General features: G+C 71.9%; 13 protein-coding genes. 5 read left to right on the top strand and 8 right to left on the bottom strand.

The window, feature by feature from the left end:
* Window positions 1–423: 423 nt before the first annotated feature.
* Both ACFYOY_RS34710 and ptsP read left to right on the top strand, forming a co-directional pair.
* Window positions 424–870 carry a PTS glucose transporter subunit IIA gene (locus tag ACFYOY_RS34710; protein ID WP_388591432.1) on the top strand — a complete coding sequence of 149 codons (447 nt, stop codon included), beginning with the start codon at window positions 424–426 and terminating at the stop codon, window positions 868–870.
* A 108-nt stretch (window positions 871–978) separates the two neighbouring features.
* Window positions 979–2649 (top strand): phosphoenolpyruvate--protein phosphotransferase, encoded by a 1671-nt coding sequence (gene ptsP / locus ACFYOY_RS34705; RefSeq protein ID WP_351894412.1) that lies wholly within the window; start codon window positions 979–981, stop codon window positions 2647–2649.
* 72 nt (window positions 2650–2721) lie between these two features.
* On the opposite strand, the gene ACFYOY_RS34700 is transcribed toward ptsP, so the two are convergent.
* Together ACFYOY_RS34700 and ACFYOY_RS34695 are read right to left on the bottom strand one after the other, a co-directional pair.
* Window positions 2722–3723 carry a hypothetical protein gene (locus ACFYOY_RS34700; protein ID WP_351894408.1) on the bottom strand — a complete coding sequence of 334 codons (1002 nt, stop codon included), beginning with the start codon at window positions 3721–3723 and terminating at the stop codon, window positions 2722–2724.
* 22 nt (window positions 3724–3745) lie between these two features.
* Window positions 3746–5233, bottom strand: coding sequence for an MFS transporter (locus ACFYOY_RS34695; RefSeq protein ID WP_388591430.1), 1488 nt, complete (start codon window positions 5231–5233; stop codon window positions 3746–3748).
* A gap of 48 nt (window positions 5234–5281) precedes the next feature.
* On the opposite strand from ACFYOY_RS34695, the gene ACFYOY_RS34690 reads away from it, so the two are divergent.
* On the top strand, window positions 5282–6604 hold the full coding sequence (locus ACFYOY_RS34690; protein ID WP_351894402.1) for an aminotransferase class I/II-fold pyridoxal phosphate-dependent enzyme: 1323 nt from the start codon (window positions 5282–5284) through the stop codon (window positions 6602–6604).
* 374 nt (window positions 6605–6978) lie between these two features.
* Here ACFYOY_RS34690 and ACFYOY_RS34685 read toward each other — a convergent pair whose 3' ends face one another.
* On the bottom strand, window positions 6979–9018 hold the full coding sequence (locus ACFYOY_RS34685) for an acetoacetate--CoA ligase (RefSeq protein WP_351894398.1): 2040 nt from the start codon (window positions 9016–9018) through the stop codon (window positions 6979–6981).
* A 209-nt stretch (window positions 9019–9227) separates the two neighbouring features.
* On the opposite strand from ACFYOY_RS34685, the gene ACFYOY_RS34680 reads away from it, so the two are divergent.
* Window positions 9228–11666: a glycoside hydrolase family 31 protein gene (locus ACFYOY_RS34680; protein ID WP_351894395.1), complete on the top strand. Its 2439-nt coding sequence runs from the start codon at window positions 9228–9230 to the stop codon at window positions 11664–11666.
* Between the two features lie 257 nt (window positions 11667–11923).
* On the opposite strand, the gene ACFYOY_RS34675 is transcribed toward ACFYOY_RS34680, so the two are convergent.
* The 3 genes from ACFYOY_RS34675 to ACFYOY_RS34665 form a co-directional block, all read right to left on the bottom strand.
* Entirely contained in the window at window positions 11924–13081 is a 1158-nt protein-coding gene (locus ACFYOY_RS34675; RefSeq protein WP_388591427.1) for a serine hydrolase domain-containing protein, read from the bottom strand.
* A 101-nt stretch (window positions 13082–13182) separates the two neighbouring features.
* The gene (locus ACFYOY_RS34670; RefSeq protein WP_388591425.1) at window positions 13183–13659 is read right to left on the bottom strand and encodes a Clp protease N-terminal domain-containing protein; all 477 of its coding nucleotides are present in this window, start codon (window positions 13657–13659) and stop codon (window positions 13183–13185) included.
* A complete protein-coding gene (locus ACFYOY_RS34665) occupies window positions 13646–13891 on the bottom strand; it encodes a hypothetical protein (RefSeq protein ID WP_208521121.1) in 246 nt (81 codons plus the stop codon). The genes ACFYOY_RS34670 and ACFYOY_RS34665 overlap by 14 nt, the downstream gene beginning before the upstream one ends.
* Before the next feature lie 121 nt (window positions 13892–14012).
* On the opposite strand from ACFYOY_RS34665, the gene ACFYOY_RS34660 reads away from it, so the two are divergent.
* Complete coding sequence (locus tag ACFYOY_RS34660; protein WP_351894432.1) at window positions 14013–14813, top strand: M15 family metallopeptidase; 801 nt, start codon at window positions 14013–14015, stop codon at window positions 14811–14813.
* A 3-nt stretch (window positions 14814–14816) separates the two neighbouring features.
* Here ACFYOY_RS34660 and ACFYOY_RS34655 read toward each other — a convergent pair whose 3' ends face one another.
* Window positions 14817–15629, bottom strand: coding sequence for an ABC transporter permease (locus ACFYOY_RS34655; RefSeq protein ID WP_351894383.1), 813 nt, complete (start codon window positions 15627–15629; stop codon window positions 14817–14819).
* A gap of 29 nt (window positions 15630–15658) precedes the next feature.
* On the bottom strand, window positions 15659–16504 hold the full coding sequence (locus ACFYOY_RS34650; protein ID WP_351894380.1) for an ABC transporter permease: 846 nt from the start codon (window positions 16502–16504) through the stop codon (window positions 15659–15661).
* Window position 16505: the final 1 nt, after the last annotated feature.

Below are 16505 nucleotides of genomic sequence, written 5' to 3'. Positions count from 1 at the left end.
CGTTGACTTTTGGCACGCTGTTGAGTTCTCAAGGAACGGACGCTTCCTTTGAAACCGTTTCACCGGTTTCTCCGGGCGCTTCCCTTCGGTGTTTCACACGCTATCAGACCATTTCCCGCTCTCCGAACCGGTGTCTTTCGCAAGGCATGCGAAAGCGGATCCGAGATTTGGATCAAGTAGCTGATGGCGCTGCCCTGAACCTGGATGTACACGCAGATGACCGCAGTGCTTCATCCGGTGGGCAGGGGTACGACAGTACAGCGCCTCACTCGGCCGTGGCAAATCGATTCCAGGCCCGAGCGTCCACTCTGCCAGCGCCACGTGTGCGGAATCCGAAGTTCCTATGACTTACTCTTCTGGGCAGTGCGCTGTCCGGGACAGACGGTGACGGCGCGTGATGATTCTTCACCCCGGGAGGCCCCCATGACCAGCGTGACCTCACCGGTCACCGGCCGCGTGATCGGACTCGAAGCGGTCCCCGATCCGGTGTTCTCCGGCGCCATGGTCGGTCCGGGCACGGCGATCGACCCGGTGCTCGAGCCCTTTGTGGCCGTGGCTCCGGTCGACGGCATCGTCGTCTCTCTGCACCCGCACGCGTTCGTCGTCGTGGACGGGGAGGGGCACGGTGTGCTCACCCACCTCGGCATCGACACCGTGCAATTGAACGGTGAGGGCTTCGAGGTGCTCATCAACAAGGGGGACACCGTCAAGCGGGGCGACGCGATCGTGCGCTGGGACCCGGCCACCGCCGTGGCCGCGGGCAAGTCGCCGATCTGTCCGATCGTGGCACTCGAGGCCACGGCCGATGCCCTGTCCGACGTCAAGCAGGACGTCGACGTGAAGCCGGGCGACACGCTCTTCAGCTGGTGAGCCGCGCGTACGCTCGGCGGCCGGTGGGGACCGGGGCCGGGCGGCGCGCACTGCTGGTACGACATCCACCATGGCGGGGTTCCGCCGTATCGACCGGGGACGGGTGACATGGAGACAACGCTGCGAGGCGTCGGCGTGAGCCACGGGGTGGCCATCGGCGAGGTGCGCCATATGGGGACGGCGGTCCTGGAGCCGCCGGCGAGGCAGATTCCGGCCGATGAGGCGGCGCGTGAACAGGGGCGGGCGCGCCAGGCCGTGGAGGCCGTGGCGGCCGATCTGGTCGCGCGCGGCAATCTGGCGGGCGGCGAGGCCCAGGCCGTGCTCGAGGCGCAGGCCATGATGGCGCAGGACCCGGAGCTGATGGCCGATGTCGAGCGGCGTATCGCCGTGGGCAGCACCGCCGAGCGCGCGGTGTACGACGCCTTCGCCGCCTACCGGGCGCTGCTCGCGGGGGCCGGGGACTACCTGGCGGGCCGGGTGGCCGACCTCGATGATGTGCGGAACCGGATCGTGGCGCGGCTGCTGGGTGTGCCGATGCCGGGTGTGCCGGACAGTGATGAGCCGTATGTGCTGATCGCGCGGGACCTCGCCCCCGCCGACACCGCGCTGCTCGACCCGACGCTGGTGCTGGGGTTCGTGACCGAGGAGGGCGGGCCGACGAGCCACAGCGCGATCCTCGCCCGCGCCCTGGGGGTGCCGGCCGTGGTCGCGCTGCCCGGTGCCGGGGATCTGGTCGAGGGAACCCTGATCGCCGTGGACGGCAGCACGGGTGAGATCTTCGTGTCCCCGAGCGAGGAGAAGCGGGCCGAACTGACGCGGGCCGCCGAGGAGCGCCGGGCCGCGCTGGCCGCCTCCTCCGGTCCGGGCGCGACGTCGGACGGGCACAAGGTGCCGCTGCTGGCGAACGTCGGCGGACCGGCCGATGTGCCGGCGGCGGTCGAGGCGGGCGCCGAGGGTGTGGGGCTGTTCCGCACCGAGTTCCTCTTCCTCGACGACAGCACCCAGGCGCCGTCGGAGGAGAAGCAGGTCGAGGCGTACCGCCAGGTGCTGGAGGCGTTCCCCGAGGGCCGGGTGGTGGTGCGGGTCCTGGACGCGGGCGCGGACAAGCCGCTGGACTTCCTCACCCCGGCCGATGAGCCCAACCCGGCGCTGGGTGTGCGCGGTCTGCGTACCCTGCTGGACCACCCCGAGGTGCTGCGGACGCAGCTCACGGCGCTGGCCAAGGCGTCGGAGGGGCTGCCGGTCTATCTCGAGGTCATGGCCCCGATGGTGGCCGACCGGCTGGACGCCAAGGCGTTCGCGGACGCGTGCCGTGATGCGGGGCTGCGGGCCAAGTTCGGCGCGATGGTGGAGATTCCGTCCGCCGCGCTGCGGGCGCGCTCGATCCTTCAGGAGGTCGAGTTCCTGTCGCTGGGCACCAACGACCTGGCGCAGTACACCTTCGCTGCCGACCGTCAGGTGGGTGCGGTCTCGCGGCTGCAGGATCCGTGGCAGCCCGCGCTGCTCGACCTGGTGGCGGCGTCGGCGGAGGCCGCGCAGGCCGAGGGCAAGAGCTGTGGTGTCTGCGGTGAGGCCGCCTCCGATCCGCTGCTGGCGTGTGTGCTGGCCGGTCTGGGGGTCACCAGTCTCTCCATGGGCGCGGCCTCCATTCCGTATGTGCGCGCGACGCTGGCCAAGCACACGCTCGCGCAGTGCGAGCGGGCCGCCTCCGCGGCGCGCGCGGCGGACACCGCCGAGGATGCCCGCCGGGCGGCGCAGGCGGTGCTGTCCGGCGAATGAGCCGGTGAGTCCGTGACCGTGAGCCGGTGAGCTTCGGTGAAGGCGTCCCGCCACACGGCGGGACGCCTTCGGTCATTCCGGGCTGCCGAGCGGGATGCCCGCCCGGTATTCGACGCCGTGCTCCGGAGGGATGGGTTCACCGGTTTCGGCGTCGGTGCAGTACGCGGTGAACACCTCCGCCTCGCTCAGTGGGCGCAGCCAGCCGTCGTGCAGCGCCCAGCCGCGGACGGTCTCGGGGGTGTCCGCGACGATGGTGCGCAGCACCAGGCCGCCGGGGCTGCGCAGGGCGAAGCCACAGGCCAGGACGGTGCGGAAGACCAGCCCCGAAGGCTCGGGCAGCTTCGGCGGGCCCGCTTCCCTGGCGTCGGCGTGAAGCACGGCGACCAGCGAGGTGCCGTCCGCAGGGACACTGCAGACCAGATGGTGGACGCCTGGCCCGGCCGCCTCGACGACCTTGCGCAAGGCGGCCCCGGCGCGGTCGAACGCGGCGCGGGCGGTGGTGTCGTCGCGGCACTCCCCGCGGTGGCCGGCGCGGGAGAGCAGCGCCGTGGCGTACTCCCAGGTGGCCTGCTCGTCGGCCACACCGATGAGGCGTGGGACCAGGCGGTCGATCGGCTGGCCCTCATAGGTGACGGTGCCGCCCGCGGCGGCCAGCTCCGCCGTATAGCGAGTGCGGCTCGCGGGGGTGTCCGGGTCGAGCCGGGTGTCCGCGCAGAACTCCTCGTAGGCGACGGGGTCGAACAGGGCGACGGTGGTGTGGACGCCCTTGGCCGCGAGTGCCTTCAGCAGCCCTTCCATCTGCCGTAGATACGCACCGTGGTCGTCGAAGGCGAACGACGCGTAGTGCCGCATGGCCGCGAAGTCCCGCTCGTCGGCGAGCAGGGCCACCGTGCTGGGCACCTCTCTGCGCAGGGCGCGGCGGGCGGTCTGGCTCCTCGTCCGGTGCCGCGTCCTCGTATTCGCCTTCGCTGTCTTCGGCTTCGTCGTCTTCGGATGTGGCTTCGGCTTGCCGTGCTTGCCCCGGTGCCTGCCGGGGCGGCTCCAGTCCTCGCTCCGCTGTCCGGTGTGCGCCATGACTCCCCCTCAGCGCGGATGTTCAGTGCTCACTCACCGTAGCCGTGGCCACTGACAACGCTCCGTCGCCGCGGTCCCGTACCAGGTGGTGCTGGGCGCCGCACATCGCGGCGAGCCCGGCGCCGAGGCCGAGCCAGCCGAGGGGGCCCGCCGCGATCGCCGCCGTCACCGCGAGTGGTCCCGCGCTGCGCTGGACGGCCTGGGCCAGGCCGTGCACGCCGAGGTAGGCGCCCTGTGCGGTGGGCGGGGCCAGGACGACGGACAGCTCCCAAGAGATCGTGGCGTGCAGCATCTCCGCGACGGTGAAGGCGGTGGCGGCCAGCACAAGTGTCACGGCCGCGAGCCAGGGCGCGCCGACGGTCGAGGCGGCCAGCGCGGCCCCGCCGAGGAGGAACGCGCCGGCCAGCGGCCACAGCGAGGTGCGTGCGGTGTGCGGGGTGGCGCCGAAGCGGGCGAACGGGACCTGGAAGAGCACCACGAGCACGTTGTTGAGGACGAGCAGCAGGGGGACGAGTTGATGCGGTGCGCTGGTGGCCGTCACGGCCCACAGTGGCAGGCCGATCTTGAAGACGGAGTCGTCGAGGAAGAGGACGGCCTCGCTGGCGGTGTAGGTGAGATAGCGGCGGTCACGCCAGGGGTTGGGGGCGGCGGTCTTTCCGGGTGCGGATGCGGAGTCGCTGGATGCGGAGTCGCTGGGTGCGGAGGCGTCGGGCGTGGGTGCGCTGGGTGCGGAGACGCCGGGCTCGGAGCCGCTGGGTGCGGAGGCGCCGGACGCGGAGCCGCCGGACGCGGAGGCGCCGGACGCGGAGGCGCCGGACGCGGAGGCGCCGGACGCGGAGGCGCCGGACGCGGAGGCGCCGGACGCGGAGGCGCCGGACGCGGGAGTGGACTTGGCCGCGATGCGGGCGGCCGAGGGCGGTTCGGCGCAGCCGAGGGTGAACAGCGCGGAGGCGAGGAAGGAAAGCGCGTCGCCGATGAGGAGCCAGCGGTAGACGGTGACCGTACCGCCGGTGAGTGCCGCTGCCGCCGCGAGGCCGCCGACGGCCCAGCCCACGTTCATGGCGGTGCGGCTGATGGCCTGGTAGCGGACGCGCTCAGGGCCCGCGACGCGGGTCGCGTACAGCTTGGTCAGTACGGAGGCCGCGCGGTCGCCGAGGCTGCCCACCGAGGTGATGGCAAGCAGGAGCCCGAGGTCGGTGGTGGTGAGGAGGGCGAGTGAGGCGACTGCGCGGACCAGTTGGACGATGATCAGCAGCGGGCGCAGCGGGACGCGGTCGGCGAGGAGGCCGCCGAGGGGTGGGCCGGCGATGCCCACACATCCTGACACGGCGAGCAGCACGCCGATTTCGGCGGTGCCGAGCCCGGCGGCGTAGGTGAAGTAGAGCGTCGCGGTCGCGCCCCACAGGCCCGAGCCGATCCGGTCGACGAAGGTGACGGTCAGCATGCGCCGGCCGTCCCGGCCGCCGGGGATGCGGTCGCTCAGCGCGGTGCGCCACGTTGGCTTGCCCACCCTGGTCCCCCTTGACATTCGATTTTGTATTGATACAGAATATTTTCTGTGGCGACACAATATGAGATCACCGGTGCGTCGGCCAAGGGGATTGCCGCGTCCGTCGAACAGGGCGTGGTGGAGGGGGCGTTGGCGCCCGGCACCGCACTGCCTCCGGTGCGCCGGCTCGCCGAGCGGCTGGGCGTCAGCCCCGGCACCGTCGCGACCGCCTACAAGGAGCTGCGGCGGCGCGGGATCGTGGTGACCCACGGGAGGGGCGGCACGGTGGTCGCCCCGACGCCCGCGGTCGCCTCGCGGCGCCCGCCGCCGGTGCCGGAGGGGGTGCGCGATCTGGCAGGCGGTCACCCCGATCCGGCCTTCCTCCCCGCGCTGCTGCCGGCCGGCCGCCTCTCCCCCGGAGTCCGGTCGCACCGCGCCCAGCCCCGGCTTGCCGGTCTGGAGGACCTGACCCGCGCCTGGTACGAGCGCGATGGGGTGCCGGCTGAGCACCTCACCTTCGCCCATGGCGCGCTGGACTGCGTGGCCCGGCTGCTGTCGGTCGAGCTCAGGCCGGGTGACGCGGTGGCGATGGAGGACCCCGGCTACCACCATCTGCTGGACCTCGTTCCGGCGCTGGGGCTGCGTACCGTGCCGGTGGCCGTGGACGACGAGGGGATCCGGCCGGACGCGCTGCGGGCGGCACTGCGGTCCGGGGCGCGTGCCCTGATCTGCAGCCCGCGCGCGCAGAACCCTTACGGCGGCTGGTTCTCGGCGCGGCGGCGGGAGGCGCTGCTTGAGGTGCTGGGCGCGGCGCCGTCCGAGGTGCTGGTGGTCGAGGACGACCACGCCGCGGACGTCGCGGGAGTGCCGCTGCACAGCCTCACCACGGGCGGCCTGGCGCGCTGGGCGCAGGTGCGCACGGTCTCCAAGCACCTGGGGACGGACCTGCGGTGGGGCGCGCTCGCCTGCGACCGTACGACGCTGGCGCGGCATGACGGCCGGATGGTGCTGACCTCGGGCTGGGTCAGCCATGTGCTGCAGGAGACGGTGACCCGGCTGATGACCGACCCGGAGATCCAGGGCCTGGTGGCCTCGGCGCGGTCCGCCTATGCCCGGCGGCGTGAGGCTCTGCTGGCCGCGCTGTCGGCTCGGGGGGTCGCCGCGCACGGGGCGAGCGGGATGAATGTGTGGGTGCCGGTGCGGGACGAGGCGGCGGTCGTGAACGGGTTGCGGACGCGGGGGTGGTGGGTGGCGGCCGGTGCGAGGTTTCGGCTGGGTGCCGGGGCGGGGGTGCGGATTACCACGGCGGGGTTGGGGGAGGGGGATGCGGGGGTTTTGGCGGGGGATTTGGCGGGGGTGTTGGGGGAGGCGCAGGCGACGTATGGGGGGTAGGCGGGGGGTTTCCCCACCCCGCCCCTTCCCGAACCGGGGCGCTGCCCCGAGCCCCGCGTGGGCTGCGCCCCAGACCCCGTTTCGGGGGCTCCGCCCCCGGACCCCGCTCCTCAAACGCCGGAGGGGCTGGGAGTCCGGACGAGCTGGCGGGGCTGGAAGGCCCGGAGGGGATGCGGGGCCGGGGTTCGGAGAGGACTGGGGTCCGGAGAGGCTGGAGGGCGGGTTCGGAGAGGACTGGGGGGTCCGGAGGGGATGCGGGGCTGGGGCCCGGAGAGGACTGGAGGTCCGGAGGGTTCGGAGGGTCCGGAGGGGGCTGGGAGGGCCCGGAGAGGCTGGAGGGCTGGGGTGCGGCTCCGCCCCGGACGACCTCCCTCTCAAGCCCCAGCCGCGCCCCCCGACGGAGCCGAGCCGCGCTTCTCCTCCGCCAGGCGTTCGTAGTACCGCAGGAGCTCCACGTCGTCCACCGAGCCCGGGTTGACCGCCTTGTCCAGGGAGGTGCCTTGGAGGAGGCGCTTGACCGGGACCTCGATGCGTTTGCCGGTCAGGGTGTGGGGGACGCCGGGAACCTCGATGATCTCGTCCGGGACGTGGCGTGGGGAGAGCTGGGTGCGGATGGTGGTCTTGATGCGGGCCAGGAGCTCCTCGTCCAGCGTGGCGCCGGGGGCGAGATGGACGAAGAGTGGCATCCAGTAGCCGCCGTCGGGTTGTTCGACGCCGATGACGAGGGATTCGCGGATCTCCGGGAGCCGTTCGACGGCCTCGTAGATGTCGGCGGAGCCCATCCGGACGCCCTGCCGGTTGAGGGTGGAGTCGGAGCGGCCGTGGATGACCACGGTGCCGCGGGAGGTCAGGGTGATCCAGTCGCCGTGGCGCCACGCGCCGGGGAACATCTCGAAGTAGCTGTCGCGGTAGCGGCTGCCGTCGGGGTCGTTCCAGAAGCGGACCGGCATCGACGGCATGGGGCGGGCCACGATGAGCTCGCCGACCTCGTCGACCACCGGTTCGCCCTGTGGGTCCCAGGCCTGCAGGTCGGTGCCGAGTCCGGGGGCCTGCAGCTCGCCGATGTAGACGGGGAGGGTGGGCACGGCGCCCGCGAAGCAGCTGCACACATCGGTGCCGCCGCTGACGGAGGCGATCCACATGTCCTCGGCCACCTCGTCGTGGATCCACCGGAAGCCGTCGGGCGGCAGCGGGGAGCCGGTGGTGGCGACACATTTCACCCGGGAGAGGTCGAAGTCGCGGCCCGGGTGGACATCGGCCTTGCGACAGGCCATGACGTACGCGGCGGAGGTGCCGTAGAGGGTGGTCCCGGTGCGCTCGGCGACGCGCCACTGGGCGGCGGTGTCCGGATGGCCGGGGCTGCCGTCGTAGAGGACCACGGTGGCGCCGACCAGCAGCCCGGACACCAGGAAGTTCCACATCATCCAGCCGGTGGAGGTGTACCAGAAGAAGCGGTCGCCGGGGCCGAGGTCGCAGTGGAGGCCGAGCTGCTTGAGGTGTTCGAGCAGGATGCCGCCCTGGGACTGGACGATCGCCTTGGGCAGGCCGGTGGTGCCGGAAGAGTAGAGCACCCACAGGGGGTGGTCGAAGGGCAGCGGCTCGAAGACCGGCTCCGCCGGTTCGCGCACGATGTCGTCCCAGACCAGCGCGCCCTCGGGGGCGGGGGTGTCCAGCAGCGGGATGTGGACGACGGCGCGCAGGCCGGGCAGCTCGGCGCGGAGCTCGGTCACGGTCGCGGTGCGGTCGTGGGTCTTTCCGCCGTAGCGGTAGCCGTCGATGGTGAAGAGCACCACCGGTTCGACCTGCTGGAAGCGGTCCAGGACGCTGCGGGCGCCGAAGTCGGGGGCGCAGGAGGTCCATACGGCGCCGACGGCGGCGGTGGCCAGGAGGGCGACAGTGGCCTGGGGGATGTTGGGGACATAGCCGCTGACCCGGTCGCCCGGGCGGACGCCGAGGCGGCGCAGTTCGGCGGCGACGGCGCCGACCTGGCCGCGCAGTTCGGCCCAGCTGACCGGGCGCGGGTCATTGGTCTCGTCGACGTGGAGCAGCGCGGGCTCGTCGGCGCGGGCGGGGTCCTCGGCGGCGCGCAGGGCGTGCTCGGCGTAGTTGAGGGTGGCGCCGGGGAACCAGCGGGCGCCGGGCATGGTGGCGTCGGCGAGCACCCGTTCGTACGGGGTGGTGAAGCGCACCTCGAACCATTCGGCGACCGCCTGCCAGAAGGTCTCCAGCTCCTCCACGGACCAGCGGTGCAGCGCGGCGTAGCCCGCCGTCGGGTCGTCCTTGGTGGGGGCGGGCGCGCCGTGACGCTCGGCCGCCCAGGCGTGGAAGGCGGTCAGCCGGGACCGGGCGATCCGGTCCGCGCCGGGCTGCCACAGGGGCTGTGGCCGATGGTCAAAGTGAGCTGCGGTGGTCATGGCTGTCGGCTCCCGGGCTGTCCGCGTCGGATGTGTCCGTGGGTGGTGCATCCGCCTCGTATGCGTCCGGTCAGGACGATGCCATGTGATCGACTCCGACACCAGGGGCGCCACTCCACATCACAGGGCGGGATCATGTGGGAGGAGCACAGGTGAACGGCAGTTGAACCATATCCCTGCCGGGCGTCGGCAATGGCAGGCTGATCAGTATGGATGCGCGTGACCTGGTGCGGTCGGAAAAGCTGGTGCGGTCGGTGAAGGTGATCTGCACGGCGCAGGGGCTGCGGTCACTGCGCTCGGCCTGGCGGCGTCGGCGTTCCGACGCGGTCGGGCTGCCCCGCAGGGGCACCGAGCTGGCCCGGGTGCCGGGTGAGGTGGAGGGGGCGGATCCGGAGCCGGGTGGCGGGGTGGTGCGGTTCGCCAGGTCCTCGCTGCGGGTGCGGGTGACCACCGGGGGCGCGGTGTTCTGCGGCTGGGACGGGGCCGAGCCGGAGCCTTCGTACGCGCTGGACGGGCCGTGTCCGGAGGCGGACGAGCGGGCGGAGCTGGAGCCGGACACCGGGGGCGGCTGGCGGGTGGTGTCCGAGCGGGTCACGGTGATCGTGTCGCGGACCGGCACGGTGGAGGTGCGCACCCCGGGCGGGGTGGTGCTGCGGCGGGATCTGCCGCCGCGCTGGTGGGAGCCGGCCGGGGCGCCGGGGCCCGCGGAGCCGGGGGCGGGGGTGGGCGGGGTGGGCGCGCGCTGGCTGCAGCGGTCCGAAGTGGCGGCGGACGCACGGTTCTTCGGGCTCGGCGGACGGGCGTCGGGGCCGCGGCTGCGGGGTGGGGTGTACCGGCTGTGGAACACCGATCCGGGCGGCAGCTTCGAGCCCGGGGACGATCCGCTGTATCTGACCATGCCGGTGCAGCTGGTGGTGGCCGACGCGGGCACCCATCTGGTGTTTCACGACAACTCCTGGGACGGCACGGTCACCCTGCGGGAGGGCGAGGAGGGCGCGGGCTCGGGCCACGACCGGCCCGGCGGCTGCCGGACGCGGATGGAGGGCGGCCCGCTGCGCTACTGGGTGATCGTGGGCACCCCGGCGCGGGTGCTGCACGGCTGGACGGCGTTGACGGGCGCCCCGGCCGTCCCGCCGCGGTGGGCGCTCGGCCATCACCACGCGCGCTGGGGGTTCCGCGACGCGGAGGAGGTCCGGCGGGTGGTGGCGGGCTACCGGGAGCGGGATCTGCCGCTGTCCGCGCTGCATCTGGACATCGACCACTTCGTCGGCCACCGGGTGTTCACGGTGGACGGCGCGCGCTTTCCCGATCTGCCGGGGCTCGCCGCCGAGCTGCTCGAGGACGGGGTGCGGCTGGTGTCGATCGTCGACCCGGCGGTGAAGGCGGAGCCGGGCAACGCGGTGTACACGAGCGGAGTGGCGGAGGACGTCTTCGTGCGCGACACCCGGGGCCGTGAGGTGCGCGGAGTGGTGTGGCCGGGTGAATCGGTGTTCCCCGACTTCACCGATCCGCGGGTGCGCAAGTGGTGGGGCGGGCTGTACGCGGAGCGGCTGGCGCAGGGCTTCTCCGGGGTGTGGCACGACATGAACGAGCCGGTGTCGTTCGCCGCCTTCGGGGAGACCACCCTGCCGCGCTCGGCCCGGCACGCCCTGGAGGGCCGGGGCGGCGACCACCGCGAGGCGCACAACGTCTACGCGCTGGCGATGGCGCGGTCCGGCTACGAGGGGCTGTGCGAGCTGCGCCCCGACGAACGGCCGTTCCTCTTCTCGCGCTCGGGGTGGGCGGGACTGCAGCGGTACGGGGGCAGCTGGTCCGGCGACGTGGCCACGGGCTGGGCGGGGCTGCGGGCCTCGCTGTCGCTGGTGATCGGGCTGGGCCTGTCCGGGGTGCCGTATTCGGGGCCCGACATCGGCGGCTTCACCGGCTTTCCATCGCCGGAGCTGTATCTGCGCTGGTTCCAGCTGGGCGCGTATCTGCCGCTGTTCCGCACCCATTCGGCGATCTCGGCGGGGCGGCGGGAGCCGTGGGAGTTCGGCTCGGAGGTGCTGGAGCACGCGGCGGCGGCACTGCGCGAACGGCAGCGGCTGATGCCCTACTTCACGACACTGGCACAGCTGGCCGCGCGCACCGGCGCCCCGTACGTCCGCCCCGTGTGGTGGCGGACACCCAAGGACCGCGCGCTGCGCGACTGCGAGGACGCCTTTCTGCTGGGCGACGCGCTGCTGGTGGCACCGGTACTGGAGGAGGGCGCCCGCCGGCGGCCGGTACGGCTGCCGCGCGGCCGCTGGTACGACACGGTGACCGGCCGGGCGTACGACGGCCCGGGCCAGGTGGTGCTGGACGCCCCGCTGTCGGGCATCCCGGTGCTGGCCCGGGCCGGTTCGGTGGTTCCGGTGGCGGGGGCGGACGGCGGGGTGGAGCTGGAGGTGTGGACACCGTGTCAGGGCCGTAAGGGCGCGGGGGCGGGCACGCTGGCCGTGGAGACCGGCGACGGCTGGGAGAAGCCGGAGCTGCTGCGGTTCGCCACCCGGCTGCGGGACGGTGCGCTGACGATCGAGCGGGAGGGCGGTGGCGAGGTGGGATACCCGGTAACGATACGGGGTGAGGCACCGCCGGAGGAGGGCAAGCCGCCGCGTCGCACGAGTTGAGGGGGCGCGCGGTCGCGGGTCGCCCTGCGGCGGTGTGGTGGGGGCGGCGCGGGCCCCTTGCGGGCTGACTGCGATGTGGCCGGCCTCTGCTGCGTACACCGTCCCGGACGGCGGCCGGCCCCTCCGCCGCGCCGTCCCGGCGGGTGGGCTCCCCCGAGCCCAACGGGGCCGCCCCTGCGGGCCCCCGCACGGGCCGGGCGCCTGCCCGGCCGAAAGCGGGCGGAGGGTGGTCGGCGGGGGGACCGAGACTCCGGTGTTCAGGTACCGCTCCGGCGGCAGAACTTCGCCTGGAGGAGATCGGTGAAGATACCGATGGGGTCGTCCCAACCGCCATCGCACCAGTCGCCGTTGACGTTGGCGGCGACCATCTGTTCGCCACCGCGAGCGCCGTAGGTGTAGGACCACGATCCGAAGAGCGCACCCCCCATGCCCCAGACCGTTTCCCCGCAGGGCAGGCCCACCGAGGAAACGCCGAGGCCGTAGGCGGCCTGGGAAATCCAGCCGCGGGTGGGCACGGTGGTGAACATGTCGCGTTGCTGGTCCGGTGGCAGTATCCGGCCCCCCAGCAGGGCGCCGAAGAACCGGTTGAGGTCACCGGCGGTGGAGATCATGCCGCCGGCCGCCCAGAACAGGGATGCATCGAGCTCGGTCGCGTCGTGGACCGGCGCGCCGGGGTCGGTCTGGAACAGCTTCGTGTAATGCCGGGAGTGTGGCCCGTGGATCGTCGGGTCGCTGCCGTGCGGCAGGTACGTCCCCGTCAGGCCAAGTGGGCGGGAGATCCGCTCTGTGATCTCCTCGGCAAGCGCGCGGCCGGTGGCCCGTTCGATGATCATGCCTGCGAGGACGTAGTTGGTGTTGGAGTACGCCCATCCCGAACCCGGTGTGAACGTGGGCGGATGGGATACGGCGATCCGCACCAGTGACTCGGGGGTGCGTGTCTGGGAACGGTTCAGCGCTTCCTGGTCATCGGTGTAGTTGAATATCCCGCTGGTGTGGTTGAGCAGCATTCTGATGTTCACGCGGGCACCGTCGTGGTGGTGGCCGTGGACCGCGCCGGGCAGCCACTGTTCTGCGGTGTCATCCAGGCTCAGCCTGCCTTCGGCCGCCAGTTGCAGCACGACGGTGGCCACGAACGTCTTGCTGATGCTGCCGATGCGGAACCGGTCCTGCTGTGCGCGCTCGCGGCCGGTTCGGGTGTCGGCCACTCCTGCGGTCCCGAACCACTGCCGGTCGCCATCGCGGACCTCAGCGAGAATGCCGGGAAGGCCGCCTTGAATCACCGCTTGCTGAAGTAATCGCCGGATCGCCTCGTAGCCCTCGGCGCTCGAGGCCGGCGCGGACTCGGATATGGCTCCAGGCCCGGCTGATTCGGTGCCTGGTCGGCCGGTGTCCGTATCAGCGGTGTGTTGGTGCATGGGGTTCTCCTTGTCGTGTGTGACCCGTAGATGGCCACCCGGCCCCTCCCCACGGCGTGATTCATCGAGGGGGAAGTGGCCGTATCAGCTGTTTCCGGTGGTCACTGATCCTGGCTGTTGAGCGCCTGCCGTACGCGGCCCGCCAGTTCGGCCTGATCGATACCGGCCAGGGCGAGAGCCCGTGGCACGGTGCCGATGTGGGCCTGCAGGATCCCGAGCAGCAGATGCGCCGACCCCAGGTCCTTCTTGCGGGCGGAGGCGAAGCTCCGCTCCAGTGCGAGTCTGGCGGACGCACCCAACTTGGGCTGCCGGGAAGTGTGGCTCGGCCTGGGGAGGTCATAGGTGGCCAAAGACACTCCGATCAGGCTCAGGCTGTGCTCGAACTCTCGGTCCAGCGCCTCGCGGACAGCAGCGTGATCGAGCCCGGCCGAGGCCAGGACCCGTTGTGCGGTGGACCCCTGATCGGCGGCGAGCGACAAGAGGAGATGGTGCGCGTCGATCGTCGCCGCCCCGTCCTCGTGGGCTTCGTGCGTCGCCCGCACGATGACCGCGTGCAGGTACTTGTCAAACGCGCTCATCGCCGCGCCTCCTCAGCTTGACTCCGGCGGCGATGAGCCGCTTGGCGTGCTTCTTGTGGACGGCTTGGCGGGTGACACCGAGTGCCTCGGAGACCTGCGGCCAGCTCCAGCCCGCTCGCATGGCCTGCTCGACGGCGGCGTCCTCCAGTTGATCGGCGAGGCGCCGCAACGCCACGACAGCCGCCAGGCTGTCAGCGGGCTCTTGAGGAAGGGGATTCTTGGCGGCGGACATGCAAGCAACTGTAGTTGACTCATGGACTTAGTCAACCTGAGTTGCTCATGACGGAGGCAGGGCTGGGGAGTTGTGGGCGGTGGCTTGTTTCCGGTTCTGATGGGCGGGATAAGTGATGGGCATGCCAAGACTCGCCGTCGCGCTGCGTGCGCTCGCCCTGCCCGTTGCCGCTCTGCTGGCCGTCGCTCCGTCCGCCCCGGCGCAGGCGAAGCCGGAGCCGAAGGCTCCGAAGGAATTCGTGGCCCTCAGCGACGTCGATCCGACGATCCTGCAGGAGATCCGCTACTTCACGCCGCATAACTTCACCGGTGATCCGGTGGACGGCTACCGCCGGCCGATGTGCGTCCTGACCCGCCCGGCCGCCGTGGCGCTGCACCGGGCGCAGCGGCAACTCCTGAAGCGCGGCTATACGTTGAAGGTGTACGACTGCTATCGGCCGCAGCGCGCGGTGAACGACTTCGTGGAATGGGCCAAGGACCTGGGCGACCAGCGGATGAAGGGCGAGTTCTATCCGGAGGTCGACAAGACCCGGCTGTTCGAGGACGGCTATATCGCCGAGAAGTCAGGGCACAGCCGGGGCAGCACCATGGACCTGACGATCGTGCGGCTGCCCGCGCTGCCCACCCGGCCCTATGTGCCGGGCGAGAAGCTGGTGCCGTGCTACGCGGCCAAGAAGGACCGCTTCCCGGACAACTCGGTGGACATGGGGACCGGGTACGACTGCTTCGACACGCTCTCGCATACGCTCGATCCGCGGATCAAGGGCGTGCAGCGGGCCAACCGGCTGCTGCTCAAGGGGACGTTGGAGAAGCTCGGTTTCGTCAATCTGGCCGAGGAGTGGTGGCACTACACGTACAAGCCGGAGCTGTTTCCGGACACCTACTTCGACTTTCCGGTCTCGCGCCGCTCGCTGACCGGCTGAGCCTCACAGCCGTCCTCCCGCGGTGTCCGAGGACAGCCGCTGGGCGATGTAGACGGGTACCACGGACGCCAGGATGAGGAGCGCGGCGACGACGTTGACGACGGGGGCCTGGTGGGGGCGGGCCAGGTTCTCGTAGATCCAGATGGGCAGGGTGCGGGTGCCGGGCCCGGCGGTGAAGGTCGTGACGACGATCTCGTCGAAGGAGAGCGCGAAGGCCAGCAGCCCGCCCGCGAAGAGCGCCGAGCGCATGGCGGGGAAGGTGACGTACCGGAACGTCTGCCAGGGGCGCGCTCCGAGGTCCGCGGACGCCTCGGCCAGGGAGGGCGCGATACGGCGCAGCCGGGCGCCGATGTTGTTGAAGACGATGACGACGCAGAAGGTGGCGTGCCCGACGACCACGGTGAACAGGCCGAAGCCGATGCCGATCGGGTCGAGGACGGTACGGAAGGCGGCGTTGAGGGCGATGCCGCTGACGATGCCGGGCAGCGCGATCGGCAGGACGAGCAGGAAGGACACGGTCCGCCGTCCGAAGAAGCGGTGGCGGTGGACGGCGTACGCGGCCAGGGTGCCGAGCACCAGGGCGATCGCGGTGGCGGCGACTCCGGCCTTGAGCGAGGTGAGCAGGGCCTGGCGGGCGCCCTCGCTGTGCAGGGCGGCCCGCCACCAGCGGCCGGTGAGGCCGCTGGGCGGCCAGCCGAAGGAGCGGTCGGTGTTGAAGGAGTTGAGCAGCACCAGCAGCAGCGGGACGTAGACGATCGCGAGGCCGGCCGCGGTGACACAGCCGAGGACCACGCGGGCAGTGCGCGAGATGCGCATGTGTCCACCTCCTGGAGCGACTGGAGCGACTAGAGCGAGTCGAGGGCGCCCGCACGGCGTACGGCGGCCAGATAGCAGACGATGAGGACCACGGGTACGGCGGAGAGCGCGGCGGCCATCGGCAGGTCCAGGGTGACCTGCGAGGCGATGACATTGCCCAGCAACTGGGTCTTGCCGCCGACGATCTGCACGGTGAGGTAGTCGCCCAGGCTGAGCGAGAAGGTGAAGACGGATCCGGCGAGCACGGCGGGGCGTACGGCGGGCAGGACGACGGAGCGCAGGGTGCGCCAGGCGCCGGCGCCGAGGTCGGCGGAGGCTTCCAGCATCCGCTCGGGGAGCCGTTCGAGGGCCGCGTACACCGGCAGGATCATGTAGGGCAGCCAGAGGTAGGCGAGCACGATGACGACGGCGGTGGTGCCGTAGCCGGGTCCGTGCAGCCCGAACGGGGCGAGGGCGGCGCCCACCACGCCGTCCTCGCCGAGCATGACCCGCCAGGCGTACGCCTTGACCAGATAGCCGGCCCACAGTGGGGTGAGCACGGCGACCAGCAGCGGCCGCCGCCAGCCGCGCCCCGCGACCCGCGCCATGAAGAAGGCCATGGGCAGGGCGAGGAGCGCGTCGACGACGGTGACGGCGGCCGCGATGGACAGGGTGCGCAGGGCGATGGTGCGGTAGACGGGTGTGGTCAGCAGTTCGTGGAAGTTGTCGGTGTTCCAGGTGTGGACGACATCGGAGGTGAAGGAGTCGGTGGCCCAGAAGGCCGACAGCAGCAGGATGGCGAGCGAGCCCAGATAGGCCAGGGTCAGCCAGAGCAGGGGCGGGGCGAGGAGCGCGGTCAGCCGCAGCCGCGAGCCTGGGGTGGGCGCGGCGGGCATC

It is taken from the genome of Streptomyces sp. NPDC007875, assembly GCF_042868035.1.
Lineage (GTDB): Bacteria > Actinomycetota > Actinomycetes > Streptomycetales > Streptomycetaceae > Streptomyces > Streptomyces antimycoticus.
Note: the sequence above shows the minus strand (reverse complement) of the source record. Positions and strands in the feature narration are given on the sequence as shown.

What these genes read in the sequence shown, in the direction of transcription:
- ACFYOY_RS34710 (WP_388591432.1), top strand. Translation starts at nt 424, where the DNA reads ATGACCAGCGTGACCTCACCGGTCACCGGCCGCGTGATCGGACTCGAA.
- ptsP (WP_351894412.1), top strand. Translation starts at nt 979, where the DNA reads ATGGAGACAACGCTGCGAGGCGTCGGCGTGAGCCACGGGGTGGCCATC.
- ACFYOY_RS34700 (WP_351894408.1), bottom strand. Translation starts at nt 3,723, where the DNA reads ATGGCGCACACCGGACAGCGGAGCGAGGACTGGAGCCGCCCCGGCAGG.
- ACFYOY_RS34685 (WP_351894398.1), bottom strand. Translation starts at nt 9,018, where the DNA reads ATGACCACCGCAGCTCACTTTGACCATCGGCCACAGCCCCTGTGGCAG.
- ACFYOY_RS34680 (WP_351894395.1), top strand. Translation starts at nt 9,228, where the DNA reads ATGGATGCGCGTGACCTGGTGCGGTCGGAAAAGCTGGTGCGGTCGGTG.
- ACFYOY_RS34675 (WP_388591427.1), bottom strand. Translation starts at nt 13,081, where the DNA reads ATGCACCAACACACCGCTGATACGGACACCGGCCGACCAGGCACCGAA.
- ACFYOY_RS34670 (WP_388591425.1), bottom strand. Translation starts at nt 13,659, where the DNA reads ATGAGCGCGTTTGACAAGTACCTGCACGCGGTCATCGTGCGGGCGACG.
- ACFYOY_RS34665 (WP_208521121.1), bottom strand. Translation starts at nt 13,891, where the DNA reads ATGTCCGCCGCCAAGAATCCCCTTCCTCAAGAGCCCGCTGACAGCCTG.
- ACFYOY_RS34660 (WP_351894432.1), top strand. Translation starts at nt 14,013, where the DNA reads ATGCCAAGACTCGCCGTCGCGCTGCGTGCGCTCGCCCTGCCCGTTGCC.
- ACFYOY_RS34655 (WP_351894383.1), bottom strand. Translation starts at nt 15,629, where the DNA reads ATGCGCATCTCGCGCACTGCCCGCGTGGTCCTCGGCTGTGTCACCGCG.
- ACFYOY_RS34650 (WP_351894380.1), bottom strand. Translation starts at nt 16,504, where the DNA reads ATGCCCGCCGCGCCCACCCCAGGCTCGCGGCTGCGGCTGACCGCGCTC.